The 24,777-nt window shown below is 73.2% G+C and carries 27 protein-coding genes; 11 read left to right on the forward strand and 16 right to left on the reverse strand.

Going from position 1 to position 24,777, the window contains the following annotated elements:
* Positions 1–34: 34 nt before the first annotated feature.
* Together ACFWI8_RS03855 and ACFWI8_RS03860 are read left to right on the forward strand one after the other, a co-directional pair.
* Positions 35–478: a pyridoxamine 5'-phosphate oxidase family protein gene (locus ACFWI8_RS03855; protein ID WP_387085193.1), complete on the forward strand. Its 444-nt coding sequence runs from the start codon at positions 35–37 to the stop codon at positions 476–478.
* Positions 479–605: 127 nt separating this feature from the next.
* Positions 606–1,403, forward strand: coding sequence for an SGNH/GDSL hydrolase family protein (locus ACFWI8_RS03860; RefSeq protein WP_387085195.1), 798 nt, complete (start codon positions 606–608; stop codon positions 1,401–1,403).
* Positions 1,404–1,719: 316 nt separating this feature from the next.
* On the opposite strand, the gene ACFWI8_RS03865 is transcribed toward ACFWI8_RS03860, so the two are convergent.
* A complete protein-coding gene (locus ACFWI8_RS03865; RefSeq protein ID WP_387085197.1) occupies positions 1,720–4,119 on the reverse strand; it encodes a helicase-associated domain-containing protein in 2,400 nt (799 codons plus the stop codon).
* Positions 4,120–4,332: 213 nt separating this feature from the next.
* Here ACFWI8_RS03865 and ACFWI8_RS03870 point away from each other — a divergent pair, with 213 nt between their 5' ends.
* On the forward strand, positions 4,333–5,187 hold the full coding sequence (locus ACFWI8_RS03870) for a helix-turn-helix transcriptional regulator (protein ID WP_311600097.1): 855 nt from the start codon (positions 4,333–4,335) through the stop codon (positions 5,185–5,187).
* A gap of 23 nt (positions 5,188–5,210) precedes the next feature.
* Here the strand turns inward: ACFWI8_RS03870 and ACFWI8_RS03875 are convergent, their stop codons facing one another.
* On the reverse strand, positions 5,211–6,131 hold the full coding sequence (locus ACFWI8_RS03875) for a DMT family transporter (RefSeq protein WP_387085199.1): 921 nt from the start codon (positions 6,129–6,131) through the stop codon (positions 5,211–5,213).
* Between the two features lie 64 nt (positions 6,132–6,195).
* On the opposite strand from ACFWI8_RS03875, the gene ACFWI8_RS03880 reads away from it, so the two are divergent.
* Positions 6,196–7,029 carry an AraC family ligand binding domain-containing protein gene (locus tag ACFWI8_RS03880; RefSeq protein ID WP_387085201.1) on the forward strand — a complete coding sequence of 278 codons (834 nt, stop codon included), beginning with the start codon at positions 6,196–6,198 and terminating at the stop codon, positions 7,027–7,029.
* A gap of 12 nt (positions 7,030–7,041) precedes the next feature.
* Here ACFWI8_RS03880 and pstS (ACFWI8_RS03885) read toward each other — a convergent pair whose 3' ends face one another.
* The 6 genes from pstS (ACFWI8_RS03885) to ACFWI8_RS03910 form a co-directional block, all read right to left on the reverse strand.
* Complete coding sequence (pstS, locus tag ACFWI8_RS03885; protein WP_387085203.1) at positions 7,042–8,130, reverse strand: phosphate ABC transporter substrate-binding protein PstS; 1,089 nt, start codon at positions 8,128–8,130, stop codon at positions 7,042–7,044.
* A 34-nt stretch (positions 8,131–8,164) separates the two neighbouring features.
* Positions 8,165–8,944, reverse strand: coding sequence for a phosphate ABC transporter ATP-binding protein PstB (gene pstB, locus ACFWI8_RS03890; RefSeq protein ID WP_387085205.1), 780 nt, complete (start codon positions 8,942–8,944; stop codon positions 8,165–8,167).
* Positions 8,945–8,970: 26 nt separating this feature from the next.
* Positions 8,971–10,071, reverse strand: a complete 1,101-nt coding sequence (gene pstA / locus ACFWI8_RS03895; RefSeq protein ID WP_387085207.1) for a phosphate ABC transporter permease PstA — start codon at positions 10,069–10,071, stop codon at positions 8,971–8,973.
* Positions 10,071–11,015, reverse strand: coding sequence for a phosphate ABC transporter permease subunit PstC (gene pstC / locus ACFWI8_RS03900; protein ID WP_387085209.1), 945 nt, complete (start codon positions 11,013–11,015; stop codon positions 10,071–10,073). Before pstC ends, pstA begins: the two co-directional genes overlap by 1 nt.
* A gap of 176 nt (positions 11,016–11,191) precedes the next feature.
* Positions 11,192–12,304 (reverse strand): phosphate ABC transporter substrate-binding protein PstS, encoded by a 1,113-nt coding sequence (gene pstS, locus ACFWI8_RS03905; RefSeq protein ID WP_387085211.1) that lies wholly within the window; start codon positions 12,302–12,304, stop codon positions 11,192–11,194.
* A gap of 249 nt (positions 12,305–12,553) precedes the next feature.
* Positions 12,554–13,393, reverse strand: a complete 840-nt coding sequence (locus ACFWI8_RS03910) for a response regulator transcription factor (RefSeq protein WP_387085213.1) — start codon at positions 13,391–13,393, stop codon at positions 12,554–12,556.
* A gap of 242 nt (positions 13,394–13,635) precedes the next feature.
* On the opposite strand from ACFWI8_RS03910, the gene ACFWI8_RS03915 reads away from it, so the two are divergent.
* Both ACFWI8_RS03915 and ACFWI8_RS03920 read left to right on the forward strand, forming a co-directional pair.
* The gene (locus tag ACFWI8_RS03915) at positions 13,636–14,565 is read left to right on the forward strand and encodes a hypothetical protein (protein WP_387085215.1); all 930 of its coding nucleotides are present in this window, start codon (positions 13,636–13,638) and stop codon (positions 14,563–14,565) included.
* Positions 14,566–14,851: 286 nt separating this feature from the next.
* A complete protein-coding gene (locus ACFWI8_RS03920; protein ID WP_387085217.1) occupies positions 14,852–15,478 on the forward strand; it encodes an HAD family hydrolase in 627 nt (208 codons plus the stop codon).
* A 143-nt stretch (positions 15,479–15,621) separates the two neighbouring features.
* On the opposite strand, the gene ACFWI8_RS03925 is transcribed toward ACFWI8_RS03920, so the two are convergent.
* Positions 15,622–16,344: a nitroreductase gene (locus ACFWI8_RS03925; protein ID WP_387085219.1), complete on the reverse strand. Its 723-nt coding sequence runs from the start codon at positions 16,342–16,344 to the stop codon at positions 15,622–15,624.
* 98 nt (positions 16,345–16,442) lie between these two features.
* Here ACFWI8_RS03925 and ACFWI8_RS03930 point away from each other — a divergent pair, with 98 nt between their 5' ends.
* Positions 16,443–17,036: a TetR family transcriptional regulator gene (locus tag ACFWI8_RS03930; protein WP_387085221.1), complete on the forward strand. Its 594-nt coding sequence runs from the start codon at positions 16,443–16,445 to the stop codon at positions 17,034–17,036.
* 20 nt (positions 17,037–17,056) lie between these two features.
* Here the strand turns inward: ACFWI8_RS03930 and ACFWI8_RS03935 are convergent, their stop codons facing one another.
* Together ACFWI8_RS03935 and ACFWI8_RS03940 are read right to left on the reverse strand one after the other, a co-directional pair.
* A complete protein-coding gene (locus tag ACFWI8_RS03935; RefSeq protein ID WP_387085223.1) occupies positions 17,057–17,290 on the reverse strand; it encodes a hypothetical protein in 234 nt (77 codons plus the stop codon).
* A complete protein-coding gene (locus tag ACFWI8_RS03940; RefSeq protein WP_387085225.1) occupies positions 17,287–17,982 on the reverse strand; it encodes a hypothetical protein in 696 nt (231 codons plus the stop codon). The genes ACFWI8_RS03935 and ACFWI8_RS03940 overlap by 4 nt, the downstream gene beginning before the upstream one ends.
* Positions 17,983–18,183: 201 nt before the next feature.
* Here ACFWI8_RS03940 and ACFWI8_RS03945 point away from each other — a divergent pair, with 201 nt between their 5' ends.
* Both ACFWI8_RS03945 and ACFWI8_RS03950 read left to right on the forward strand, forming a co-directional pair.
* Positions 18,184–19,017 (forward strand): helix-turn-helix transcriptional regulator, encoded by an 834-nt coding sequence (locus ACFWI8_RS03945; protein ID WP_387085226.1) that lies wholly within the window; start codon positions 18,184–18,186, stop codon positions 19,015–19,017.
* Positions 19,014–19,220: a DUF397 domain-containing protein gene (locus ACFWI8_RS03950; RefSeq protein ID WP_387085228.1), complete on the forward strand. Its 207-nt coding sequence runs from the start codon at positions 19,014–19,016 to the stop codon at positions 19,218–19,220. The genes ACFWI8_RS03945 and ACFWI8_RS03950 overlap by 4 nt, the downstream gene beginning before the upstream one ends.
* A 16-nt stretch (positions 19,221–19,236) precedes the next feature.
* Here the strand turns inward: ACFWI8_RS03950 and ACFWI8_RS03955 are convergent, their stop codons facing one another.
* Complete coding sequence (locus ACFWI8_RS03955) at positions 19,237–19,461, reverse strand: hypothetical protein (protein ID WP_387085230.1); 225 nt, start codon at positions 19,459–19,461, stop codon at positions 19,237–19,239.
* Positions 19,462–19,627: 166 nt separating this feature from the next.
* Here ACFWI8_RS03955 and ACFWI8_RS03960 point away from each other — a divergent pair, with 166 nt between their 5' ends.
* The gene (locus tag ACFWI8_RS03960; RefSeq protein ID WP_132929506.1) at positions 19,628–20,008 is read left to right on the forward strand and encodes a cold-shock protein; all 381 of its coding nucleotides are present in this window, start codon (positions 19,628–19,630) and stop codon (positions 20,006–20,008) included.
* A gap of 7 nt (positions 20,009–20,015) precedes the next feature.
* On the opposite strand, the gene ACFWI8_RS03965 is transcribed toward ACFWI8_RS03960, so the two are convergent.
* The 4 genes from ACFWI8_RS03965 to ACFWI8_RS03980 are packed head-to-tail and all read right to left on the reverse strand — an operon-like array spanning position 20,016 to position 23,624.
* A complete protein-coding gene (locus ACFWI8_RS03965) occupies positions 20,016–20,897 on the reverse strand; it encodes a 1,4-dihydroxy-6-naphthoate synthase (protein WP_387085232.1) in 882 nt (293 codons plus the stop codon).
* Positions 20,894–21,622 carry a futalosine hydrolase gene (locus ACFWI8_RS03970; protein ID WP_387085234.1) on the reverse strand — a complete coding sequence of 243 codons (729 nt, stop codon included), beginning with the start codon at positions 21,620–21,622 and terminating at the stop codon, positions 20,894–20,896. Before ACFWI8_RS03970 ends, ACFWI8_RS03965 begins: the two co-directional genes overlap by 4 nt.
* A gap of 36 nt (positions 21,623–21,658) precedes the next feature.
* Positions 21,659–22,243 (reverse strand): hypothetical protein, encoded by a 585-nt coding sequence (locus tag ACFWI8_RS03975; RefSeq protein WP_387085236.1) that lies wholly within the window; start codon positions 22,241–22,243, stop codon positions 21,659–21,661.
* Between the two features lie 28 nt (positions 22,244–22,271).
* Positions 22,272–23,624, reverse strand: coding sequence for an MFS transporter (locus ACFWI8_RS03980; protein WP_387085238.1), 1,353 nt, complete (start codon positions 23,622–23,624; stop codon positions 22,272–22,274).
* Positions 23,625–23,960: 336 nt separating this feature from the next.
* Here ACFWI8_RS03980 and ACFWI8_RS03985 point away from each other — a divergent pair, with 336 nt between their 5' ends.
* Positions 23,961–24,743 carry a DUF3027 domain-containing protein gene (locus ACFWI8_RS03985; protein WP_387085329.1) on the forward strand — a complete coding sequence of 261 codons (783 nt, stop codon included), beginning with the start codon at positions 23,961–23,963 and terminating at the stop codon, positions 24,741–24,743.
* Positions 24,744–24,777: the final 34 nt, after the last annotated feature.

Here is a 24,777-nt window from a genome sequence, read left to right on the forward strand (position 1 = left end):
TCGGTCCGGGCGGCGGCCGGGCAGCATGGGGCGGATGAGCCAACACGACTTCGACGTGGACGAGTTCCTCGCCCAGCCGCTGACCGCGCGGATCGCGACGGCCGGGCCGACCGTGCGGCCGGTGTGGTTCCTGTGGGAGGGCGGCGCGTTCTGGATCCTCACCGGCCCGTGGGCCCGGCTCAGCGGGCTGGTGGCCAGGGACCCGGCGGTCGCGGTCGTGGTCGACGTGTGCGAGCCGGCGACCGGCCTCGTGCGGCAGGTGGTGGCGCGCGGGCGGGCCGAGCTGGTGCCGTTCGACGTGGCGCGCGGGCGGCGGAAGCTGGCGCGATACCTGGGGGAGGACGAGGCGCGGTGGGACGCGCGGTTCGTCCACTACCTGTACGACGACCCGGGGGAACGCGGCACGGTCTGGCTGCGGTTGGCGCCCTCCTCGCTCCGGGCGATGGACCTGAGCTACTCGGTCGGGGGCGGTCGCTGAGCGGGGCGACCGCCCGTCAGTTCCGGTTTGTTTCAGGGATCTTCACCCCGAAGATTGGCATGAACACTTCCTTCAACGCGCGTAGCTTGCTACAAGTGCGGGCAGAGACTCTGCCGTTGGAGGTCGCGTGAGACTCAGAAGGTCCCTGTCAGCCGTCTTCGTGCTCGTATCCGCCCTCGTCGTCGGCCTGTTGGGCGCCGGCACCGCCCAGGCGGCGGCGCCGGTGTACGTGGCCCTCGGCGACTCGTACTCGTCCGGCAACGGAGCCGGCAGCTACATCTCGTCGAGCGGCGACTGCCACCGCAGCAACAACGCCTTCCCGGCGCGCTGGGCCGCCGCCAACAGCCCGTCCGGCTTCGCCTTCGTGGCCTGTTCGGGCGCGGTGACCACCGACGTGCTCAACAACCAGCTGGGCTCGCTCAACTCCTCGACCACGCTGGTCAGCATCACCATCGGCGGCAACGACGCCGGCTTCGCGGACGCGATGACGACGTGCGTCACCGGCTCCGACAGCACCTGCCTCAGCCGGCTCAACACGTCCCGCACCTACATCAACAACACGCTGCCCGGCCGGCTCGACGCCGTCTACAGCGCGGTGCGGTCCCGGGCGCCCAACGCCCGGGTCGTAGTGCTCGGTTACCCGCACATGTACATAGAGCCCTCGCCCTGGTACTGCCTGGGGCTCAGCAACACCAAGCGGGAGGCGATCAACGACACGTCGGACGCCCTCAACTCGGTGATCTCCGCCCGGGCCGCCGCCCACGGCTTCCGCTTCGGCGACGTCCGCCCGACCTTCAACGACCACGAGCTCTGCTCCGGCGACGACTACCTGCACGACGTGCGGATCCCGGTCTGGGAGTCCTACCACCCGACCAGCGTGGGCCACGCCAACGGCTACCTGCCGGTCCTCAACGCGAACGACTGACGCACGAACGAACCACCGGGGCCCCGCCGTCCGACGGACGGCGGGGCCCCGCGCCATGACACACGCACCGGCACCGGTCGCGACGCCCCGGCACGGGCCGCCGGCCGCTGGGCCGGGGCAGCCGCAGGCGGCGCAAGGCCCGCCCGCCGGGGTGGGTGGGGCGGGCCTGCGGCCCGGGGTTCGTCCCCGGGCTCGCCGGGCCGAGCCGCCGGCTCCTGGCCCCGGGGCCAGTCGCGCGCGGCGCGGCGCCGTGGTGCCTCCGCTCAGGCCGAAGCGCAGCGCACCGGCACGGGGCCACCAGGCCCCGATGCCCGGCCTAGGCCGAGCGCAGCGGCACCGCTCCCGTGACGCGGTGCAGTGGGTACGTGCGGATCTCGTCCGCCGTGTGGTCGAAGGCGGTGACGAAGCCGGCCTCGACGCGGACGGGGGAGAGGACGTGGTGGGCGGCGACGCCGTCGGCGGTGACGTAGCCGACGTGGACCTGGGTGCCGGCGCGGGCCGCCGCGCGGAGGGTGGCCAGGGTCTCCACCGCGGGCGTGCGCGGTGGTGGTCCCGCCGGCTCCGCGAGGCGGGTGGTGGGGGAGGCGGAGGGGCCGGCCGCGCCGGCGGCGTGGTCGCCGGCGCGGATGGCGCGGACGGCGGCGGCGAGCAGCGTGTCGTCGGCGGGCGGCGGCCCGTCGGGGGCCGGCTCGGGGGGCGTGCGGGGCGGGGTGCGGCGTGCCTCGGCGCGCAGCGTGACCAGCGCCCCCTCGGCGGTCTCGGCGGCCGGCGCGAGGCCGAGGTCGCGGAGCCGGGTGAGCAGCGTGTCGGGGGCGAGCTCGGAGATCAGCACCGTGGGCGCGAGCCGGCGCAGCCGCAGCGGTGCCGCGCGGCGGTCGGCGACGAGCTGGGTGAGCAGCGCCTCGTCCTCGCACCGCAGGTAGCTGGTGGCGGCGCCGACGCGGAGCCGGCCGTGCCGGCGGGCCATGTCGTCGACGAGGTAGCTGAGCGGCTGCGGCACGGGCGTGCGGGAGTGCTCGGCCAGGAAGGCGTGGAGCTCGTCCGGCGTCCAGCCGGCGTCGAGGGCGCGGCGGACGGTGCCGGCGGTGAAGCGGTAGACCGTGGCGCCGCCCTTGGACTCGACGTCGGCGGCGGCGTCCATGACCCGCCGCACGTCGGGCCGCAGCGGTCCGGGCGCGATGGCGGTCAGGTCGGCCTGGAGGAGGAAGTGGTCGAGTGGTTCGGGGAGTTGGTCGCGCAGCAGCTCGGCGGCGGCCGGACCGTCGGGGCGCGGGGAGGACAGCAGGGGGCGGGCGAAGGAGGCGAACGCGCCGCGCCCGGTGACGCCGAGGCGCTCGGCCTCGGCCAGCACCGCGTCGCACAGCTGGATCCTGGTCTCCTCCGGCATCCGCCGGGGCAGCTCCCAGCCGACGCGCCGCTGGACGCCCTCGGCGGCCGGCGCGTGGCCCGGCGGGAGCGCGGCGAGCAGGGCGAGCACCCGGCGGCGCAGCGCGGCTGCCGGGCCCCGGTCGAGCCCTGGGCCGAGCGCGGCCAGCAGCCGGCCCTTGGAGTCGCGGGTGCCGACGAGCCCGGGGACGCGGGTGGTGGCGAGCCAGGCGGTGACCAGCGCGGTCCAGCGCTCGGCGGCGGGCAGGGCCAGCCACTCGTCGTAGCCGGGGGTCGGCGCGCACCGCTCGTCGGCCTCGCCGTCCGGGGCCAGCAGCCCGGCGGCGAAGGCGAGCTCGACCCAGAACGCGGCCTCCGGCTCTGGGACGTCGAGGAGCACGGCGGTCCGCTTGAGCTCGCGGGCGCCGAGCCCACCGGCGCGCAGCACGGCGGGGCCGTCGGTGGACCAGCCGGTCGCCAGCTGTTCGACGAGGGCGAGCGCGGCCTGCGCGGCGCCGGCCGCCGCCGCGTCCACGGTGTCCGGCCGGTGCTCGACGAACGGTCCTGGGTCCGGCGGTTCGGCGACGAGTTCGCGGTGGGCGCGGCCGCCGCGCAGCGCGAGCGCCACCTCGCGGGGCAGCACGACGGTGCCGGGCGCGGTCGGCATCAGCAGGGCGCGGTCGAGCAGCCAGCGCACGGGCGGGCTGGGGCGGGCCGACACCTCGCCGTACGGGGGTCCCCAGGTGAGCCGGTCGAGTACGGCGCGGGCGGCGTCCGGGGCCTGGTCGAGCAGGGCGGTGAGCCGGTCCCGGTCGGCGAAGAGGCCGGCGAGGGCGGCGAGCGCCGAGACCGGGTCGTGGGTGGCGGGCAGCCCGGCGCCGGTCAGCAGCTCCTGGATGCGGCTGGGCGAGATGCCGGTCGCGGTCTCGGCGAGGGTGGGGCCGAGTCCGGTGGGGCTGGGGCGGGCGGGCCCCGGGGCGAGCAGCTCCTGCGCGGTGCGGACGAGCCGCAGCCCGTCGTCCCTGCCCCAGAGCAGGGCGCGGTCGCGGAGGGCGTCGAGGGCGAGCGGGAGCCGTTCCTCGCCGCCGGGCAGCAGCGCGGCCAGGGTCTCGACGGGGCAGGGCTGGGGCGCGACGGCCAGGGCCTCGGCGACGCGCAGCGTGAAGGTGTCGAGGCGCTCCAGGGCGCGCAGCACGGAGGTCCTGGTGCCGGCGCGGGTGGCGAGCTGGGACAGGTCGCCGGGGAGCGGCGAGAGGAGATCGGCGCGTGCCCGCAGCAGCCGCGCCAGCCGCGCGTCGGAGCGGGCGCGCAGCTCGTCGGCGAGGGTGCGGGGGGCCGGCGGCCTTGTCATCCACCCAACGCTACCCGGACGGCGTCGGAAGAGCACCGGACGGGACGGAACGAGACGTGAACACCACACAACACCGCACAGGCCCTCGCCACCCGAACAGGAGCATGGTTGCGCCGGTGCAAAGCTGCATATGCCAAGATCTGTAGGCGAGTGGACTCAGGGGGTGATGGGGCGGCAGACTCGGGGCCAGTCGATGGAAGGACACGAGTACCGATGCCGCCGAGGGAGAACCCCACCTACCGACAGGGGCGTCTGGGCGCGGAGTTGCGCAAGCTGCGGGAGCGCGCCGGCCGGACCGCGCGGGAGGCCGCCGGGATGTTGGGGACGGACCAGGGGAAGATCAGCCACATAGAGTCCGGCCGCATCGGAGTCAGCGAGGAGCGCATCCGCAAGCTCGCCACCTTCTACGAATGCACAGATCAGCCCCTGCTCGACGCCCTGTGCGCGATCGCCCGCGAACACCGGGGGCAGTTCTGGTGGGACGAGTACCGTGGCATCCTTGCCCCTAGCTGGCTGGACATCTCGGAGCTCGAACACCACGCGTCCAGCATGCAGATCTGCTGCACCGTCACCATTCCCGGGCTGATGCAGACCGAGGACTACGCGCGGGCCCTGTTCAGCGGCGGGCTGATCGAACTCCCGCACGAGGAGGTGGAGGCCCGCCTGGAGCACCGGATGCGGCGAAAGGTTGTCCTGGAGCGGGACAACCCCATGCCCTTCCACGTCTTCCTGCACGAGGCCGTGTTGCGCATGCGCTACGGCGGCCGGGCCGTCGCCAGGGCCCAGCTCGACCAGCTGCTGCGCGACACCGAGCGGCCCAACATCCGGGTGCGGGTGATCCCCTTCACCAACGAGGACTTCTTCGAGGCCACCACGGCCGTCTCCTACGCCCGGGGCATCGTGCCCGAGCTGGACACCGTGCAGATCGACACCCCGATCGGCGGCTTCTACCTCGACGCGGACGCCCCGCTCTCCCGCTACCGGATGTTCTTCGACCGGGCCCTGAAGGTCTCGCTGCCGCCCGACGAGTCCCGTCAGCTGATCTACCACGTCGCCCGCGAGATGTGACCCGCCCGCGGCCGCCGGGCGCCTCACCTGGCGGCGCGCCCGGGCAGCCGGCCCCGGGCCACGGCGAGCACCGCACCCGCCAGCAGCACAAGCGCGCCCGCCCCCTGCAGCGCGCCGAAGGACTCCCCCAGGAAGAGCGTGGCGCACAGGGTGTTGACGACCGGGACGGTGAACATCATCAGCGACGCCTTCGCCGGCCCCACGGCCCCCACCCCCCGGTAGTAGAGCAGGTTGGCCACGGCGGCGGGCCCGACGGCCAGGTACGCGGCGTTCCACCAGACGCCGGCCGGCAGGGCGCCCCAGTCGACCCCACCCAGCTGTGGGGCCGCGAGCACGCCGAGCAGCACCGCTCCCGCGCAGGTGGCGTAGGTCGTCGCGCGCAGCGGCTCGATGCCGGCCAGCACCCGCGGCCCGGCCAGCGTGAACGCGGCCCAGCACACGGCGCTGAGCAGGAACAGCGCGTCCCCCGCGAGGCGCGTCGAGCCACCGCCCGAGGAGCCGCCCGCCCCCAGGAAGAAGATCCCGGCTCCGACGAGCCCGAGCCCAAGACCGGCCAGCCGGCCGGCCGAGGCGCGTTCCCTGCCCGTCACCAGCAGGTAGCCGCTGGTGAGCACGGGACTCATGACCGGGATGAGGATGCCGCCGTCCAGGGACGGCGCCAGCGAGAGTCCCCAGAAGAAGAAGCCGTTGTAGGCGAAGACCCCCAGCACGCCCGCGCCGGCCGCCCGCCACCCGCTGCCCGGCACCCTGCCTGTCGCCCGCCCGCCGAACAGCGACAGGGCTATGAGCAGGGCGAGCGCGCCCCCGCCGAACCGCAGCAGGGCGGCCACGGCGGGCGGCAGGTGCTCGACCACCGCCTTGGAGCTGGAGAAGGCGCTGCCCCACAGCAGCATGGTGACCGTCAGGAGCAGGTACGGGCTGCCCGGCCCTCGTCGCGTGTCCATGGGTCCGACTGTGGCCGCGGGGGGCTCCCGTGGCTTGAACGCTGGTGCGCGCCACAATCGGGGCATGGGAACACGGCACAACTGGGTGGGGTACTGGCGGGACGCGGCACGCCCCCTGGAGGCCATGCACGCGCGTTTCGTGGACCACGTCTACACGCGGCACAGCCACGACGCCTACTCCTTCGGCATCACCGACGCCGGCGCCCAGGGCTTCCGGTGCCGTGGCGCCGAGCACGTCAGCGGCGCGGGCATGGTGATGGCGTTCAACCCGGACGAGGCGCACGACGGCCGGTCGGCGGCGGACCTCGGCTACCACTACCGCATCGTGCACCTGGGCCCCACACTGGTGCGCGAGGTCCTCGCCGACGCGGCCGACGGACGGTCAGGCGGGCTGCCGCTCTTCGTCCGGCCCGTGCTGACCGACCCCGTGCTCGCCGACGCCCTGGCCCGCCTGCACGCCGCCCTGGTGGGCGGCGCGAGCGACCTGGAGCGCGACGAACTGCTGACCGCCGCCGTCGTCGCGATGGCGGACCGCGGCGCGACGCGCGCGCCACGCGTGCGCACGTTGGCCGGGCGGGCGCAGCGGCAGGCGGCTCGCCGGGCCCACGCGCTGCTGACCGAGGCCGGCCAGGAGACCGTGACCGCCGAGCTGCTGGCGCACACCGCCGGGTGCAGCAGGTTCGCCCTCTACCGGGCGTTCAGGGCGGAGTTCGGCATGCCGCCGAGCGACTACGAACGCCAGTTCCGGCTGCGCCGGGCGCGCGCCCTGCTGGCCGCGGGCGCCACCGCGGCCGACGCCGCGGCGGCCACCGGCTTCGCGGACCAGGCGCACCTCGGCCGCTGGTTCAAGCGCGCCTACGGCATCACCCCGCGCGTCTTCCAGCGCGGCCAGGCGTGAGCGCTCCCGCTCCTACTCGCCGTTGATCCGGGCGATCTCCTCGATCACCCGGCGCTTCAGCTCCCGGCCCATCGGCGCGTAGCCGAGCTCCGCCGCCAGCCGGTCGGCCTCCACGTCCGTCAGCACCCAGGTCCAGAAGTCCCGCAGCACGGCGGCCGTCTCGTCCTCGTAGCCGCACTCGTAGGCGAAGATCCAGTTGGCGCCTGTGATCGGGTAGCCGCTGCCGCCGATGTCGTCGATGTCGAACTGGAAGTCGTCCGGGATCGACGCCTCCTCCGAGGCGGCCGTCGTCGCCTCCAGCGTCGGCTCGATCGGCCGCCCGTCCGCGTTCACCACCCGCGCCGTGGCCAGGTCGTTGGCGAGCGCGTAGGACTGGTTGACGTAGCCGATGCCGCCCGCGTTCTCCTGCACCGCCCTGGTCACCCCCTCGTTGCCCTCGCCGCCCAGGGTGTCGTCGTGCCAGTCGATGTCCGTGCCCTCCGCGTACCGCTGCGCCCAGAACGGCACCTCGGCCGTCAGGTAGCGGGTGAACACGTAGGTGGTGCCCGAGCCGTCCGAGCGGTGCACCGGCAGGATCTCGGCGTCCGGCAGCGCCATCCCCGGGTTGAGCGCGGCGATCGCCGGGTCGTCGTAGCGGGTGATCCGGCGGTCGTAGATGCCGGCGATCACGTCAGGGTCGAGCACCAGGCCGTCCAGCGCGTCGTCGTGCAGCGCCAGCACCACGGCGCCGAACAGCACCGGGAACTGCACCGCCGCGCAGCCCCGCACCTCGCTCGCCACGGTCAGCTCGCCCTGCCGCAGGTAGCGCTCGGACGAGCCGAAGTCGACGGCGTCGGCCAGGAACTGCTCGATGCCGCCGCCCGAGCCGACCGCCTGGTAGCCGATGTCGACGCCGGTCTCGACCCGCCCCTCGTAGTGGGTGATCCACTCCTGGAACAGCGGGTCGGGGAACGTCGCCCCGGCGCCGGTGACGGCGCCGGAGAGCGAACCCCTGGTCACGGTGGGCCGGTCGTCCCCGCCGGCCAGGCAGCCGGCGAGGACGAGGCCGGCCGCCGTGCCGAGCGCGACGGATCGGGCCGGCCTGAACGAACGGTTCCGCATGGTGCCCCCCTCGCGGCCTCGGTCGCCGGGACCGTCAGCCGAACCGGCCGGAGATGTAGTCCTCGGTGGCCTGGACCGACGGGTTCGAGAAGATCTTGTCCGTCGCGTCCACCTCGACCAGGCCGCCGGGCTCGCCGACCGCCTTGAGGTTGAAGAACCCCGTGGTGTCGCTGACCCGCGCCGCCTGCTGCATGTTGTGGGTCACGATGACGATCGTGTACTCGGACTTGAGCTGCATCATCAGGTCCTCGATGGCCATCGTGGAGATGGGGTCGAGCGCCGAGCACGGCTCGTCCATCAGCAGCACCTCGGGCTGCACGGCCACCGCGCGGGCTATGCACAGGCGCTGCTGCTGTCCGCCGGAGAGGCCGGAACCCGGCTTGGCGAGCCGGTCCTTGACCTCCTCCCACAGGTTGGCCGAGCGGAGCGAGCGCTCCACAAGCTCGTCCATGGCGGCCTTCTTCATGCGCTTGCTGTTCAGCTTCACGCCCGCCACCACGTTGTCGTAGATCGACATCGTCGGGAACGGGTTGGGCCGCTGGAAGACCATGCCTATCTGGCGGCGGACGTTGACCGGGTCGACGTCCGCCCCGTACAGGTCCTGGCCGTCCATCGTCACCTTGCCCTCGACGCGCGCGCCGGGCACCAGCTCGTGCATGCGGTTGAGGGTGCGCAGGAACGTCGACTTGCCACAGCCCGAAGGACCGATCAGGGCGGTGACCGACTTGGGCTGGATCGTCATCGACACGCCCTGCACCGCAAGGAAGTTGCCGTAGTAGATGTCGAGACCCTCGACCTCGATGCGCTTGGCCACTGTGCTTCTCTTCTCTCAGCTGTTCGTCAGCGGGTCTTGGGGGCGAAAAGGCGGGCGATCAGTCGCGCCACGAGGTTGAGCACCATCACGACGAGGATCAGCGTGAGGGCCGCCGCCCAGGCGCGGTCGAGGCTGAACTCCGGAGGCACCCCGGGCGAGGCGTACTGGCTGTACGAGAACACCGAGAGGGTCGCCATCCGCCCGTCGAACGGGTTGAAGTTGTCGCTCGTGGTGAGGCCGACCGTGACCAGCAGCGGGGCGGTCTCGCCGATGACGCGGGCGATGGCCAGCGTCACACCGGAGCCGATACCGGCCGCCGCGGTGGGCAGCACCACCTTCATGATCGTGCGCCACTTCGGCACCGCCAGCGCGTACGACGCCTCGCGCAGCTCGTTGGGCACCAGCTTCAGCATCTCCTCGGTGGAGCGCACCACGATCGGGATCATCAGCACGCTCAGCGCCACGGCGCCCATGAAGCCCATCCGGACCGCCGGGCCCATGAACAGCTGGAACAGCGCGAAGGCGAACAGGCCGGCGACGATCGACGGGATGCCGGTCATCACGTCCACGAAGAAGGTGATGTAGCGCGCCAGCCGGCCGCGCCCGTACTCCACGAGGTAGATCGCGGTCAGCATGCCGACCGGCACCGAGATCAGCGCGGCCAGCGCGGTGATGATCAGCGTGCCGAACAGCGCGTGGTGGGCGCCGCCGCCCTCGCCGACGATGTTGCGCATCGAGTAGGTGAAGAACTCGGCGTCGAACCGCTCGAAGCCGCGGTCGAAGACCGTGAAGAGCACCGAGACCAGCGGCAGCAGCGCCAGCAGGAACGCCGAGGTGACCACGGCGGTCACGAAGCGGTCGAACGCCTTCCGCGGGCCCTCGACCGAGCGGGACCACAGGTAGATCCCGGCCGTGTAGCCGACCGCCGCCAGCAGGGCGGCCGCCACCGGGCCCAGGACGCCGGGCAGCCACAGCGCGACGCCGACCAGTGCCGCCGCGCCCAGCACGAGCTGGGCGGCCCGCCGCGGGAGCGTGCCGTGGGTCAGCCGCGCCGGCTGCAGCTCGGCCTTGCCGGGGCCGACCGGCTCGGTCTCACGGCTCTCGGAGGTGGTGGGGGAGGTGGACATCAGTTGGCTCCCGAGAATTCGCGACGCCGGTTGATCACCGCGCGGGCACCCATGTTGACCAGGAGCGTGACGGCGAAGAGGACGAGGCCGGAGGCGATCAGGACGTTGATCGTGAGGCCGGAGGACTCGGGGAAGGTCAGCGCGATGTTGGCCGCGATGGTCGACGGGTTGGCGCTGCTGATCAGGTTGAACGAGACGTCGCCTGAGGGCGACAGCAGGATCGCCACCGCCATCGTCTCGCCCAGCGCGCGGCCCAGGCCGAGCATCGCGCCGCCGATGATGGCCGAGCGGCCGAACGGCAGCACCGCCATCCGGATCATCTCCCAGCGGGTGGCGCCCAGCGCCAGCGACGCCTCCTCGTGCAGCCGGGGCGTCTGCAGGAACGCCTCACGCACGACGGCGGTGATGATCGGCAGGACCATCACCGCGAGCACGATGGAGATCGTCAGCATGGTGCGGCCGGTCGCCGACGCCGGGCCCTCGAACAGCGGGATGAAGCCCAGGTTCTCCTCGAGCCAGCGGGTCGGCTCCACGGTGCGGGGCGCCAGCTCGGCGATGCCCCACAGGCCGAAGATGATGCTGGGCACCGCGGCGAGCAGGTCGATCACATAGCCGAGCGCCGTGGCGAGCCGCCGCGGCGCGTAGTGGGTGATGAACAGCGCGATCGCCACCGCGAGCGGGGTGGCGATCAGCAGGGCGAAGAACGCCGAGAGCAGGGTGCCGAAGAGCAGCGGCCACACGTAGACGACGAAGGTGTCGTCGCCGGGTATGTCCTCCGCCGGCGCCGTCATCGCCGGCCACGCCTCGGTGACCAGGAAGGCCGCGACGCCGGCCAGGATGACCAGGATCAGCACGCCTGCCCCGGTCGAGGCGCCCGCGAAGATGCGATCGCCCGGCCGCTGTGGCGCCCCGCGGGTGCGCGTCTTCTCTGTGGTGGGGGGCACTCCTTGTCCCTTTCTTACGACTACTCGCGACTTCTCGCGGCTTTCGCTGCTCGGTACGACGTGCGGTCGGCCGGCGCGTGGGCCCGGGCCTGGCCTGGCCCGCGCGCCGGGAAGCCCACGGGCCCGGGCGGCACCCCGCTTGAAGGTGACCGCCCGGACCGCGGGGAGTGGCGGACTCAGCCGGCGTTGCCGATGGCGTCGACGGCGGGCTGGATCTGCTGGCGCAGCTCGTCCGAGATCGGGGCGGAACCGGCGGCCTCGGCGGCGGCGGCCTGGCCCTCCTCGCTCACGATGTAGGACAGGTAGGCGCGGGCCAGCTCGCCCTGCGCGGCGTCGTCGTAGGAGCCGCAGGCCAGGCCGTAGGAGAGCAGGACGATCGGGTAGGTGCCGGCCTCGGTGGTGTCCCGGGCCAGGTCGAAGGCGAAGTCGTGCTCGCCACGGTCGGCGACCCGCTCCGAGACGCCGAGCACGGCGGCCGCGGCCTCGGGCGAGTAGGGCACGAACTCCTCGCCCACGCCCACGTTGACGGTGCCGAGGTCGCCGGCCTGGCTGGCGTCGGCGTAGCCGATGGTGCCCTCGCCGCCGGTGACGGCGGCCACGACGCCGGAGGTGCCCTGGGCGGCCTCGCCGCCGCCGACCGGCCACTCGCCGCTGACCTCGTGCGGCCAGTCGTCACCGGCGGTCTGCGACAGGTAGTCGGCGAAGTTCTCCGTGGTGCCCGACTCGTCGGAGCGGTTCACCGGGGTGATCGCGAGGTCGGGCAGCTCGACGTCGGGGTTGTCGGCGGCGATCGCCTCGTCGTTCCAGTTGGTGATCTGCTGGTTGAAGATCTGGGCGATGGTGCTCGGGGAGAGGTTGAGCGAGTCCACACCCGGCAGGTTGAAGATCACGGCGATCGGCGACACGTAGACCGGGACCTCGACGACGTCCCCACCGCACTGCTCGGTGGCGGCGGTCAGCTCCTCGTCGTCCAGGTAGGCGTCGCTGCCGGCGAAGGCCACACCACCCGCGATGAACTGCTCACGCCCGGCACCGGAACCGGCCGCGTCGTACGAGACGGTGACATCGGGGTTGGCGGACTGGAAGCCGGCCATCCAGGCCTGCTGCGCCGCCTCCTGCGAGCTGGCGCCCGCGCCCGCCAGGGTGCCGGACAGGCTCGACCCGCCGTCGGTGGGCTCGCTGCCGTTGCCGCCGGTGTCGCCGCTCTCGTTCTCGCTGCTGCAGGCCGTGACCAGGGCCAGGGCGGAAACCACGGCTATCGCGGCGGTCTTGGCGCGCATGTTGCGCATGACCTTGCTCCTTGTTCATGTCCAGCCGGCCGGCTGGGTGCAGATGACTTGAATATGTCGTGCTGAACGTAGGAGGGGTCAGCGAAGCGGGGCGGGCCAGAAGGTGAACAGAAAGATAGGTTCGGTGGAACCGGCAGTTTCACAAAAAGTGTTGGAATCGTTAAGGACCGGGCGGGTGCGGATGCTCCCCGGCGCCCGGGTACGCCACGGGCCCGGCGGGCGCGCCACCGGGCCCGAGCCCTTGTGCCATCAGCTCTCCGGCGGCACCAGGCGGTAGCCCACGCCCCGCACGGTCTGGATGATCTCGGGGTGGTGCGGGTCGTCACCGAGCCGCTCCCGAAGGCGCCGAATGTGAACGGTGATGGTGTTCGACCGCCGGGCCCCCTCGCCCCACAGCTCGGTCCTGATCCGCTCCCGGGTGATCACCTTCTCGGCGTGCAGCATCAGCAAGTGAAGCAGCTGGAACTCACGCAGCGGCAACCGGGCCGTCGAGACGCCGTGCATCCGCACCTCGTAGGTGCTCGGGTCCAGCGTCAGCGGCCCGCACACCAGGGGCTGGTCCCAGCCACGCGGACCCCGGTCCGCCAGGCTGAGCAGCTGCGCCACCTCACGCGGCCGATAGGGGCGCGCCACGCAGGCGCTCGCGCCGGCCGCCAGGGCCGGGCCCACCTGCGCCGTGTCGTCCGGGCCCACGCCGAGCACCACCGGGATCGAAAGCCGCTTCCGCACAAGACGCAGCACCGTCGCCCCGTCGATCACCGGCAGCTCCGCCGACACCAGCAGCACGTCGGGCTTCCGCAGCCCCGCCTCCAACAGCGCCGCCGCACCGTCCGCGCAGTGCACCACCGACACCTGGTACTTGGCGAGCTGCGCGGTCAGCCCCTGCCGGATCCGCTCGTCCGAGTCGGCCAGCAGCACCACCGGGTTGGAACCGAGCGGTATGGGCGCCGGCGGCTCCTCGGGGAGCTCCGCGTCCACCGGCACGGAGAAGATCCCGCGCGGCTCGATCCTCGGCTCGATCCTCGGCTCGCTCGTCGGGGAGGAGGACGTCGAACGTCGCGGTCTGGTCGTGCTCAACCATGCGCCCATGGCGCTCTCCCTCGCTGTCGCGGTCGGCAGTGAAGAAACGCGGTGCGGTCGCGCTCCCGGGGGCGTGGTGTCGGTGTCGTTTCCGGTGTGAGGTGGGGACGTTCACATGTAACGAGCTGTGGGTAGCGGGTTGTACGGCGTTCGGTGAACCCCCGATGAACAACGGCGTTCTCTCAGGTTCGCCCGCCCCGCGAGTAGCATCGGGTGGGGTTCTGGCCGATGCGGACGCAGGGGCAGTTGGCGTGGGAATCGAGAGTGAACAGCTGGTCTTCGACTATCTGAGCCGGGTCGGCGACCTCGCTCACGGCACCACCATGTCGGCGGCGGAGCGCGCCGCGCTGGTGAACCGGCTGCGGGACGAGATCGGCCGCCAGCGGTCGGCCGCCACCGGCGGCCGCGAGAGCCGCGCCGCGGTGAAACGCATCCTGGGCCGGATGGGCACCCCGGAGGACGTGGTCGCCGCGGCCGCCGAGACGTCGACGCCACCGCCGGCGGCCGCACCGGTCCCCCCGCCGCGCATCCCGGGCCCGGGCCTGGGCCCGACGCTTGAGAAGCCGCTGCCCGACACGTACTGGCCCGACGGCGACATCGGCCGCTTCCGCGGCGGCATCGAGATCCCCGAGATCCTGCGGCCAGGGCTTGACGACGAGCCGGAGGAGGAACCCGAGTCCGAGGCCGAGGAGGAGCCCGAGCCCCGGCCCGAGAAGCGCACCGGCAAACGCGCCGCGAAGCCGGTCGCGAAGCCGGTGGCGGAGCCTCCGCCCGCCCGCCCCTCACCCAGCCGCCGCCTGGCCCGCGCCGCCCTCGGCGGCAAACGCGTCGGCGGCCTCGTCGAGCTCCTCGGCGTCCTCCTGCTGGTCGCCGGCACGGTCGCCGGCTCCATCGTCGTGCTCGCCCTCGGCTGGCTCACCTGCTACTGGTCCCCCCGGCTCAGCCGCCGCGAGGCCCAGTGGGCCACCTTCGGCATGCCGGCCGCCGTGGCCGGCGCCTACACCCTCTGGCTCCTCGGCCGCGCCGGCGGCTACTGGGGCGAACTCCTCGCCGAGGGCGAGGCGGAGGCGCTGCTCTCCGACCACTGGCCATGGCTGCTGAGGGCTGCCGCCCTCGCCAGCGCGGCCTTCCTCCTCTACCGTGCCCGCCGCCACGCACCGCCGCCGAAGTCCGACGGCTGACGACCGCCGCGCCGCGTCCACCCACCCGCCCGTCGGCGGGTGGCCTCGCGCGGCCCGCCCCGTGCCCCCGGGTGGGGGCAGGGGATACCGCGGCACGGAGTGCCCGGGCACCCGGCGGCGGAGCCGCCGTGGCCCCCGCCCGCGCGCAGCGCGGAAAGGGGCGGGCGGGTGGGGGCCAACGGGACGAACCCCCCGACGCGTAGCGCCGGCCTCAGCGGCTCGCTCCGGCGCTACGCGCCGGCTCGTACGGGCCCGCCCACCAGGCACGGACGCCGGTTCGGGCAGAATGTTTCATATGCCAAGCATTCCGCTCACCGTCGGCTTCGATCTCGACATGACGCTCATCGACTCCCGTCCCGGGATCCGCAGCGTCTACCTGGCGCTCGCGCGCGAGACCGGGATCCCGATCGACGCCGACCTGGCCGTCACCCGGCTCGGGCCGCCGCTGGAGGTCGAGCTGGCCAACTGGTTCCCGGCCGAGCGGATAGCCGAGGCGGCGGACCGCTACCGCACCATGTACCGGGACTACGCGATCGCCGAGACGCCCGCCATGCCGGGCGCCCGTGAGGCCATCGCGGCCGTGCGGGAGCGCGGCGGCCGGGTGATCGTCGTCACCGCGAAGTACGCGCCGAACGCCGAGCGCCATGTGGCCCACCTCGGCCTGGGGCCTGACGTCGTGATCGGCTCGCTCTGGGCGGAGGGGAAGGCCGCCGCGCTGCGCGACCACGCCGCCGGCGTCTATGTCGGCGACCACGTCGGGGACGTCCGCGGTGCGGTCACGGCCGGCGCGTACTCCGTGGCCGTCGCCACCGGTCCGTGCAGCGCCGAAGAACTGCGGCGCGAGGGCGCCGACGTCGTGCTGCCGGACCTCACCGACTTCCCGGCCTGGCTCGACGGCCACCTGGCCGGCTAGTCCCTGTCCGGACGATCGTGTGACGGTCTTCTGATCTGGTCGTCGTTCCGCCGGCGGGATTCCGCACCGTCGGGGACTGTTGGGCCAGGAGTGATCACGCGCGGATCGTCGCAGCGCCGCCGATCCACGGCCCCCGCGTCACCTCAGCCGGCCTCTCGTGATCGACTGGACCGGGCCTGGCCGTGGAAGGTCGTGACCTCTTCGAGCGGGGCCCGCTCGGTCGTGACGTGGTTCACCGGCGCGGATTCGTCGGCATAGCCGAAGGAGACGCCCACGAGCAGCTTTCCCTCGGTGAGCCCGAGTTCGGCGCGGACCGTGTCGGCGTAGAAGCTCAGCAGCCCCTGCGGGCAACTCGCCACTCCGTCCGCCGTCATCGCCAGGAGCAGCGTCTGCAGGTAGGCGCCGACATCGGCGGCCAGCCGGGGCCCGCCGTCCCCGGTGACGAACAGGAACGCGGCGTGCGGCGCGCCGTAGAAGCGCAGGCTCTCCGCGTCGTAGGCGGCCCGCGTCGCGTGATCGTCGGGGCCGATGCCCAGCGCTCCGTACAGCCCGGCGCCGAACGCCGCCCGCCGCGCCTGATGCACCGGCGCGTACATGTCCTCGGAGTAGGCGAAGTCGACCGAGGTGCGGTGTTCGGCGTGGGCCGCTCGCAGGGCGTCCGCCAGACGCTCACGTGTGGCGCCGCTGGCCACCTCCACCCGCCACGGCTGGGCGTTGGAGTTGGACGGCGCGGCGCCGGCCAGCGAGAAGATCGCCCGCATCGTGTCGTCGGGTACGGCTTCCGGGCGGAACGCACGGGTCGCGCGGCGGCCGCGTATCAGCTTCTCCGCGTAGTCACTCAGCTCGGTGGGGACGGGCAGGCGCATGGATCACTCCTCGACATTCGATGTAAACGGAATCGTTTACATGGCGCGACTATAGCTGGCGCCGGCCGGCGGAGTAAACGCCGGCGTATAGTTAAGCCATGAGTGTGACGGCCACGGCATCGCAGGGGCGGGGACGCGGCGGGCGGGAGCGCATCCTGGCCGCCGCCGCCCGGCTGTTCGCGACCCAGGGGATCAACGCGACCGGCATGGAGCAGGTCGCGGAAGCGGCGCCGGTCTCCAAGCGCACGCTCTACGCGCACTTCCGAGCCAAGAACGACCTCGTGATCGCGCATCTCCAGGACCTCGCCTCGTCGGGCGCCACCCTGGAGAGCGTGCTGACCCGCGAGGACCTCCCGGCGCGGGAGCGCATCCTCGGGCTGTTCGACCAGCCCGCGCCGGACGAGACGCCGGTACGCGGGTGTCCGTTCATCGACGCCGCGGCGGAGTTCCCCGACCCGGAGAGCGCGGTGCACGCCTACGCCCGCGAGCAGAAGCTGCGCATGGTGCGGCTGGTCACCGCACTGGTGACGGAACTCGGCTGCCGCGAACCCGCCGTCCTCGCCGAACAGTTGGTCACTCTCGCGGACGGGGCGGCCAGCCGTGCCATGGTGCTGGGCGACGCCGACTACGGCCGGCACGCCCGAGCGGCAGCGGAGATCCTCCTCGCGCACGCCCTGCCGGGGGCAGGGTGATCCGCACCCGGGTGGCGTCGTCAGGCCGACTGGTGGCGACCGAACGCCGTCCGGTAGAGCCGTTCCCACGCCCGCGCGCAGTCGGCGCAGACGAACAGCGGCACGGTGCCGAACTCGCCGGTGACGTCGCCGCCGACCGTCAGTCGGCTCTCGGTGGCGCCGCAGCGCCAGCACTCCAGGCTGCACCGCAGCGCGGCGCCGACCCGCCGCAGCGTCTCCGCCGAGTCGTCGCACGCACCCCAGTCCGCGGTCATCGACGAGGGAGCTCGGTCAGCAGGCATTCGAGGAGCCCGCCGCCGTGCGTCGTCGGGGTGCGGTGTGGTTCCAGGCGGGTGAGCCATCGACGGCCGCAGCGGGCTCGCCGTCCCTCCGTGACCGACATCCCGGGGGAGGGGAGTCGGCTGGCGCCACCCGCACCGACGCAGAAGACGCCGCGCACCCCGGGCCAGGTGGCCGCGGTGCCGCGCGGCACCAGGAACTCGACCGTCTCCCGCGCCGGGACTTCCAACACCGGGCCGACCGCGCGCACATGCTGCGGCAGCCGGCTGAGGATCGTCAGCCCCACGGAGCGGGTGACGCGGACCACGTCCCACAGCCGCCCCGTGGGCACAGACACCGAGCGGCGCCACCGCCAGGCGGTCAGGACGTCGTCCTCGACGGCCCCGGCCGCCACCACCCAGGCGACGGCCGCCGCGTTGTCGCAGGTCGCGGACGCGGGCGGACACGTCTGGCAGACCCGGACCGCCCACCCCAGGGACCCGCCATCCGGAGTCGGGGTGACGGCGTGCCCGCCGGGCCGCAGACCGGCGGTGGAACCACACCGGGCGCACTCCCGACCGTCGAGCCGCCGCTGCGCGCCGAGGCTCACCCAGGCGAGCGGCAGGAAGAACGAGAGGACGTCGGGGGCGTGTTGGACGTTTGCCGGTTTCGTGGTGTTCGGGGCCATGGGTGCCTCCAGCTGTGTGTGTCCCCCGTTTCTGTGCGTCACTATGACAGTCGCAGACAGCCAGTAGCGGCTACTTTTTGCAGGGATCACTCTTTCGAGATGGCGGCAGCGCCGAGTCCTCGGCCGTGCGTAGGCTCGCCTTGTCCGAAGGGGCTTGCGACGAAGGGCGGACGGCGTATGGCATCACCGGCGGGCCCAGCGGTGAGGTTGCAGATCTCTCGCGGGCTGGAGCGCCTACGTGAACGCGCCGGCCTCACCCAGATCGAGCTGGCCGAGCGGACCGGGTTCAGCCGAGCCACTGTCAGCCGCTACGAGGACTGGAGTGACCGGCGCAAGGTCAAGTGGGGCACCGTCCGGACGCTGGCGGAGGCGTGCGGCGCCACAGCCGAGGAGCGCGACGCCCTGATCGAGATGGCCAAGTCGCAGGACGCCGGGTGGTGGGTTCGCAATCCCGCCGTGCCTGAAATCCTCAACCCGTTGGTGAGTTTCGAGGCCGCGGCCGAGTACGAGCGCGTCACCTCCACGACCCTGGTTCCCGGACTGCTCCAGACCAGGGAGTACGCTCGCGCGCTCCTCCGTGCCCAGGGCGTGCATGACGACGACCGCCTGGAGCAGGAGGCAGAGGCCCGGATGAAGCGCCAGGAGATCCTGGATCGCGGCTTGCGGTACTGGGCCGTCCTGGACGAGGTGGTACTCCGCCGTGTGGTCGGGAATGACCGCATCATGGCCGACCAGCTCGGCCACCTGTGCGAGATGGCTCAGCGGCCCACGGTGGACATCCAGGTCCTGCCGTTTCGCGCAGGACCACCGTCGGCGCCCGGCCAGTTCCTGATCCTGGGCCGCGACGACGAGCGCGACCCGAGGAACTCCATGGCCGTCGTCTATTTGGAGTTGCCACGTCGAGGTGTCTACCTCGACGATCCAGACGACGTCACCGCCTACAAGAACATGTTTGACCGGCTCCGTGCCCAGGCGGCTGGGCCGGATGAGACGGCACAACTGCTGAACACCGTTCGACAGGAGTACATCCGATGACGCAGCCCGCTCCCTCCCCGGCCGAACTCGCCACCGCCAACTGGTTCACGAGCAGCTTCACGAACGCAGGCAACGAGTGTGTCGAGGTCGCCCACCTCGGTCCCTGGACCGGGGTCCGTGACTCCAAGGATCCCGCGCGGGCGACGGTCATAGTGCCGGCCGGCGCCTTCGCCCACCTCGTCTCGCACCTCGCGCGCGGCTGAGCCCCGGCGGCCGGCGCTAGCGCGAACGTTGCGCCGCGATGGAGCGCAGCAGGCCGGTGCCGGCCACCAGGAAGCCGACGCCCATCAGCATCGACACCACGTACGCCGCCGTCGGCAGCGGGTCCGCGCCGATCAGCAGCGGGACCATGGTGACCAGCGTCGCCACCGCGCCCACCGCGAAGATCACGCCGCCGATCCGCACCAGCGTGTCCCCCGGGGACCGCTCACTCGCCTCACTCATCCCTACAGAGTGGCAGACGCAGGGTTATCGGCCATACGGCGGGGGCAGTGATCCTCCGAAACGGCCCGGCGGCATCTTGTCACCGGGCAGGGGGCGGTTAGCCTGGAGTGAAAGGCGGGTCCTGGGGCCCGCCGTCTTGTTATGACGAGTGCGAGGACGAGGACACGTGCCTACCGGCAAGGTCAAGTGGTTCAACACCGAGAAGGGCTTCGGCTTCCTTTCCCGTGACGACGGCGGCGATGTCTTTGTGCACTCCTCAGCGCTGCCCGGGGGCGTCGAGTTGAAGCCGGGCCAGCGTGTGGAGTTCGGCGTGGTCGCCGGTCAGCGCGGGGACCAGGCGCTCTCCGTCACCCTGCTCGACCCCGTGCCGTCGGTGGCCGCCGCGCAGCGCCGCAAGCCGGACGAACTGGCCTCGATCGTCCAGGACCTGACGACCCTGCTGGAGAGCGTCACGCAGCAGTTGGAGCGCGGCCGCTACCCGGACCGGCAGAACGGCCGCAAGATCGCCGGCATGCTGCGTGCCGTCGCCGACCAGTTGGACGTCTGAGCCGGGGTCAGGCGCCGACCGGTCCCGGCACGGCCAGCGCCTCCGCCGGCAGGCGCGGCACGAGGCCCTCGTCGGCCGCCCTGGTCAGCAGCTCGTGGATGGCGGCGTAGCCGGCCTCCCCCAGGTCGGCGGTGAACTCGTTGACATAGAGGTCGATGTGGGCCCGGGCCACCTCCGGGTCCATCTCCTGGGCGTGCGCCAGCACGTAGTCGCGGCTCGCCTCCGGGTCCGACCAGGCCCGCCGGACCGAGGCGCGGATGGCGTCGGTGACGGCGGCGAGCCGCTCGGGCCCGAGGGAGCGCTTGGCGATGATGGCGCCGAGCGGGATGGGGTGGCCGGTGCTCGCCTCCCAGAACTCGCCCATGTCGGCGAGCTGGTGCAGGCCGAACCGCTGGTAGGTGAAGCGGGCCTCGTGGATGACGAGGCCGGCGTCCACGGCCCCGTCCCGCACGGCCGGCATGATCTCGTGGAACGGCAGCACCCGCACCTCGCCGACGCCGCCCGGCACGTGGGCCGCCGCCCAGAGCCGGAACAGCAGGTAGGCGGTGGACCGTTCGCCCGGCACCGCGACCGTGCGGCCGGCGAGGTCGGCCGCGGTGGCCGGCTCGCGGGTCAGCACCAGCGGTCCGCAGCCGCGGCCGAGCGCGCCGCCGCACGGCAGCAGCGCGTACTCGTCGAGCACCCACGGCAGCACGGCGTACGACACCTTGAGCAGGTCGCCCTCGCCGCGCTCGGCGCGGCCGTTGGTGATGTCGATGTCGGCGAAGTCCACGTCGACGGCGGGGGCGCCGGGCAGCAGGCCGTGCGACCAGGCGTGGAAGACGAAGGTGTCGTTGGGGCAGGGCGAGTACGCGATGCCCAGCGGCCCGGGCGCTGCTTCGGCGGTCATGACGGCTCCCTCTGGTGCCTCTGCTGGTGCCAGTCCTCGATGACGGGCCCGACGGCGGCGAACGCGGCGGCGAGCGCGTCCAGCGCGTCCGGGATGCGCCAGGCCTCGCGGTCGCGCGGGCCGACGGCGTTGGAGACGGCGCGGATCTCCAGCGTCGGCACGCCGTGCAGGTCGGCGGCGGTGGCCACCGCGAAACCCTCCATCGCTTCGGCGGCGGCGCCCCGGTGGCGGGCGGCGAGCTCGGCGCGGCGCTCCTCGGTGCCGGTCACGGTGGACACGGACAGCACCGGTGCGAGGACGCCGCCGGTGGCGGCGGCCACCGCCGCGGCCAGCTCCGGGGGTGGCTGGTGGGCGACCACGCCGAAGCCGAGCTCCGCCACGTCGGAGAACCCGGCCCTGGTCTGCGCCCCCAGGTCGACGACGAGGACGCTGGAGGCCACGACGAGACCGCCGACGGGCACCCGCTCGGCGAAGCCGCCGCCGATCCCGGCCGACACCACGAGGTCGTAGGTCTCGTCTGCCACGGCCAGCACGCTCCCCACGACGGCGGCCGCGGCCGCGGAGCCGACGCCCACCACGACGACGTCGGACACCACGCCGCCCAGGCGGATCCGGTGCAGGTCGCCGCCGAACGGCAGGGGGACGACGGTCGGGGCCTCCGCGCCGGAGGCGCGGGTCACGGCCCGGCGCTCGGCCTCGACGGCCGTCGCGATCAGCACCCGCACGTCGCGTCCTCCCTGCTCAACTCCGCGTGAGAACGCTTAGTGGCCCTCGTGCGGTTCGAGCTCGACGTTCCAGACACCGTCGACCGCGCCGAACATCTTCGACTCGTACTCCTCCTGCGTCTGGGAGTTGAGGATCTCGTCGGCGTCGTAGTCGTCCGACACCTCGACGATGTTGAGCCGCAGGGTCTCCGCCGCGGGCTGCTGGCTCTGGTTGGCCTGCTGCTCGGCGGCGCGGTACAGGTCGTCGCTGGGGAAGCTGTGGTACGTCGTCGTGAACGGCTCGGTGTCGTAGAGCAGGCCGTTGACGAACAGCAGCCAGCCGTTGTCGGCGATGCGCGGGTCGACGCCGACGCGGAAGGTGTCGCCGGCGCGGGTCGTGAAGCGCGGCACGTCGTCGGTGCTCTCCGTGCAGGACCGCGCCCGCTCGGCGCCGAGCGCGTCGCCGTGGCCGTAGCAGTCGTCGGGGGCCTCGCGCGACTCGGTGTCGGAGTTGAGCGTGAAGTGCGCGTTCGGGCTCGGCTTCTCGCACGCGGAGAGGGCGACCAGTCCCAGCGAAACAGCGCCGAGGGCGAACGTGGTGCGGAAGGCCCGGCGGCCCCGGTTCGTTGAGATCGCAGTCATGCGGGCAGGTTACCCGCGCGCCCGCCGATCACCTGACGCGGGGGTGGGCCGTGCCACGCCGCACCGCGGCGGCCAGGCTGCGGGCGGAGGCGAGCACTCCGGTCAGCACCAGCAGGGCCGCCACCCACATGCCGAGCGGGCCGTGGAGCGGCAGCGAGATGCCGATCGCGCCGCCCAGCACCCAGGACATCTGCACCGCCGTCTCGGTGCGGGCGAACGTCGAGGTGCGCACCACCTCGGACACGTCCCGCTGGATCATCGCGTCGAGCGACAGCTTGCCCATGGCCTGGCAGATGCCGGCCGCAGCGCAGACGGCGACGACCGTGAACGCGTTGTAGCTGACGGCGGCCACGGCGGTCACGGTGAGCGCGAGCAGCAGTATCACCAGCAGGTTCAGCTCGGGGGTGCGGTCGCGCAGCAGGCTGCCGAGCAGGTTGCCCAGCGCGTTGCCGCCGCCGGCCGCGAGTCCGACGAGGGCGAGCGAGAACGCCGCGGTGAGCCCGGGCAGCGCCTCGCCGCGCAGCAGGAAGGCGAGGAAGAACAGGAGGAAGCCGGAGAGCGCGCGCAGCGAGCCGTTGGCGACCAGTGCCTTGACCACCGGCGAGTCGGCGGCCGCCCGCAGTGGGCTGGCGCCGCCCCGCCCGTCCCGCTCCCTGGCGAGCGCGGCGCGTGTCTCGGCGAGCTCGGCCAGGTGCACGTCCCGTTCGCCGCGCGCCAGGTCCACCTTGTGCGGCAGCCGGAAGGAGAGGAAGGCGCCGATGATGGTGACCAGGCAGGCGGCGTAGAGGGGGAGCCGCTCGCCGACGGCGTTGAGCAACAGGCCGAAGGGGGCCATCGCGCCGGCCGAGACGAGGCCGGTCAGGGTGATGCGGGCGTTGGCCTTCACCAGCGAGATGGTGCTGGGCAGGAGTCGGGGGACGACGGCGGCCCGCACGATGTTGTACGCCTTGGAGCAGACCATGACGCCCAGCGCCGCCGGGTACAGCTCCAGGCCGCCGGTGGCCACCACGCTGGCGATGACGAGGGCGAGCATGCCGCGGGCGAGCAGCGCGCCGGCCATCGCGGCCCGCCTGCCGTGCGGGATCCGGTCGAGGAGCGGGCCGATGACGGGCGCCAGCAGGATGAACGGGGCCATGGTGACGGCCAGGTAGAGCGCGACCCGGCCGCGTGCCTCGCCGGTGGGCACCGAGAAGAAGATGGTGGAGGCGAGCGCCATGGTGATCAGCATGTCGCCGGCCGAGTGCACGGCGTGCAGCTCGATCAGCTTGCCGAGCCCGGACTCGCCCGCGCCCTGCGCGTGCGTCGTGCGCCGGATGCGGCGCCCGACGGCGATCGGGACCGACCGCAGGGCACGCCCGGTCGCCTGGACCGCCCGGGACACGCGCCCCGAACCGCCTCCGCTCCTGGTACCCGACGAGCTGCCAGCGACCACGGTCACCCAGCCTAGGCCCTTGTCGGGCGATCTTCGAGGATCAATGGGCGGCGGGTGGGGCCCTTCTGGTATAGGAGGGCGCGTGGCGGCGGTCGGGCGGGGACCGAGCTGGCCTGACCTGGGCCACGCGCCGCGCGGCTGGCCCGTGCGGTAGCGTGGGCCGGCGGTGCGCCTTGCCTCGTTCAGCGCGACGTCGCAGCGGTCCCAGCGTCCGCTCCGTCGGCTCCGTTCGCCTGAGGCGCCCGCACCGGTCAACGGCGTAGGAGAGTTCTTGTGAGTGCTGGGATGCCAGGCCCGACGCGAAGCCGCACACCCGATCGGCTCTGCGCCGAGGCGGTCGACCTCGCCCGCGACGCCGCGGCGCAGGCGGCCCATCCCCAGCCGATCGGCGAGCACCTGGGGGTGGTCGCCGAAGGCGACCGGCTCGTCACCCACTTCTTCGGCAGCCGGGACCCCGGCTACCCCGGCTGGCGCTGGGGTGTCACGGTGGCCCGCGCCGCCCGCGCCCGCTATGTCACGGTCGACGAGGTCGCCCTGACGCCGGGCCCCGAGGCGCTGTTGGCGCCGGACTGGGTGCCGTGGAGCGAGCGTCTTCGCCCCGGGGACCTGGGTCCTGGCGACCTGTTGCCCGCCGAGGCGGACGACGCGCGGCTCGAACCCGGGGTGCTCGCTGAGGCGCCGGGCGAGGAGCCCGAGGAGGAAGAGGAGCCGGCGGGCGGGCGCGGCGCGGTCACCGACGTGGCCAACAAGTTGGGGCTCGGGCGCCGCCGGGTGCTGTCCTGGGTCGGGCTGCAGGAGGCCGCCGACCGTTGGGAGGAGCGGTTCGGGCCCGAGACGCCGATGGCGCAGGCCGCGCCGGCGAACTGCGCCAGCTGCGGGTTCCTGCTGCCGATGGCCGGCTCGCTGCGGCAGGCGTTCGGGGTGTGCGCCAACGAGTACGCGCCGGCCGACGGCCAGGTGGTCTCGTTGTCCTACGGCTGCGGCGCCCACTCGGAGGCCGCCGAGGTGCCCAAGCCGCAGCGGCCGGCGCCGCCGGTCATCGACCACCTGGGCGCGGATCCGCTGTAGCGCGGCCGTCGCCGGGGAACCCGCTGTCGGTGGG

Source organism: Streptomyces sp. NPDC127098 (assembly GCF_042722465.1).
Taxonomy (GTDB): Bacteria; Actinomycetota; Actinomycetes; order Streptomycetales; family Streptomycetaceae; genus Streptomyces; species Streptomyces millisiae.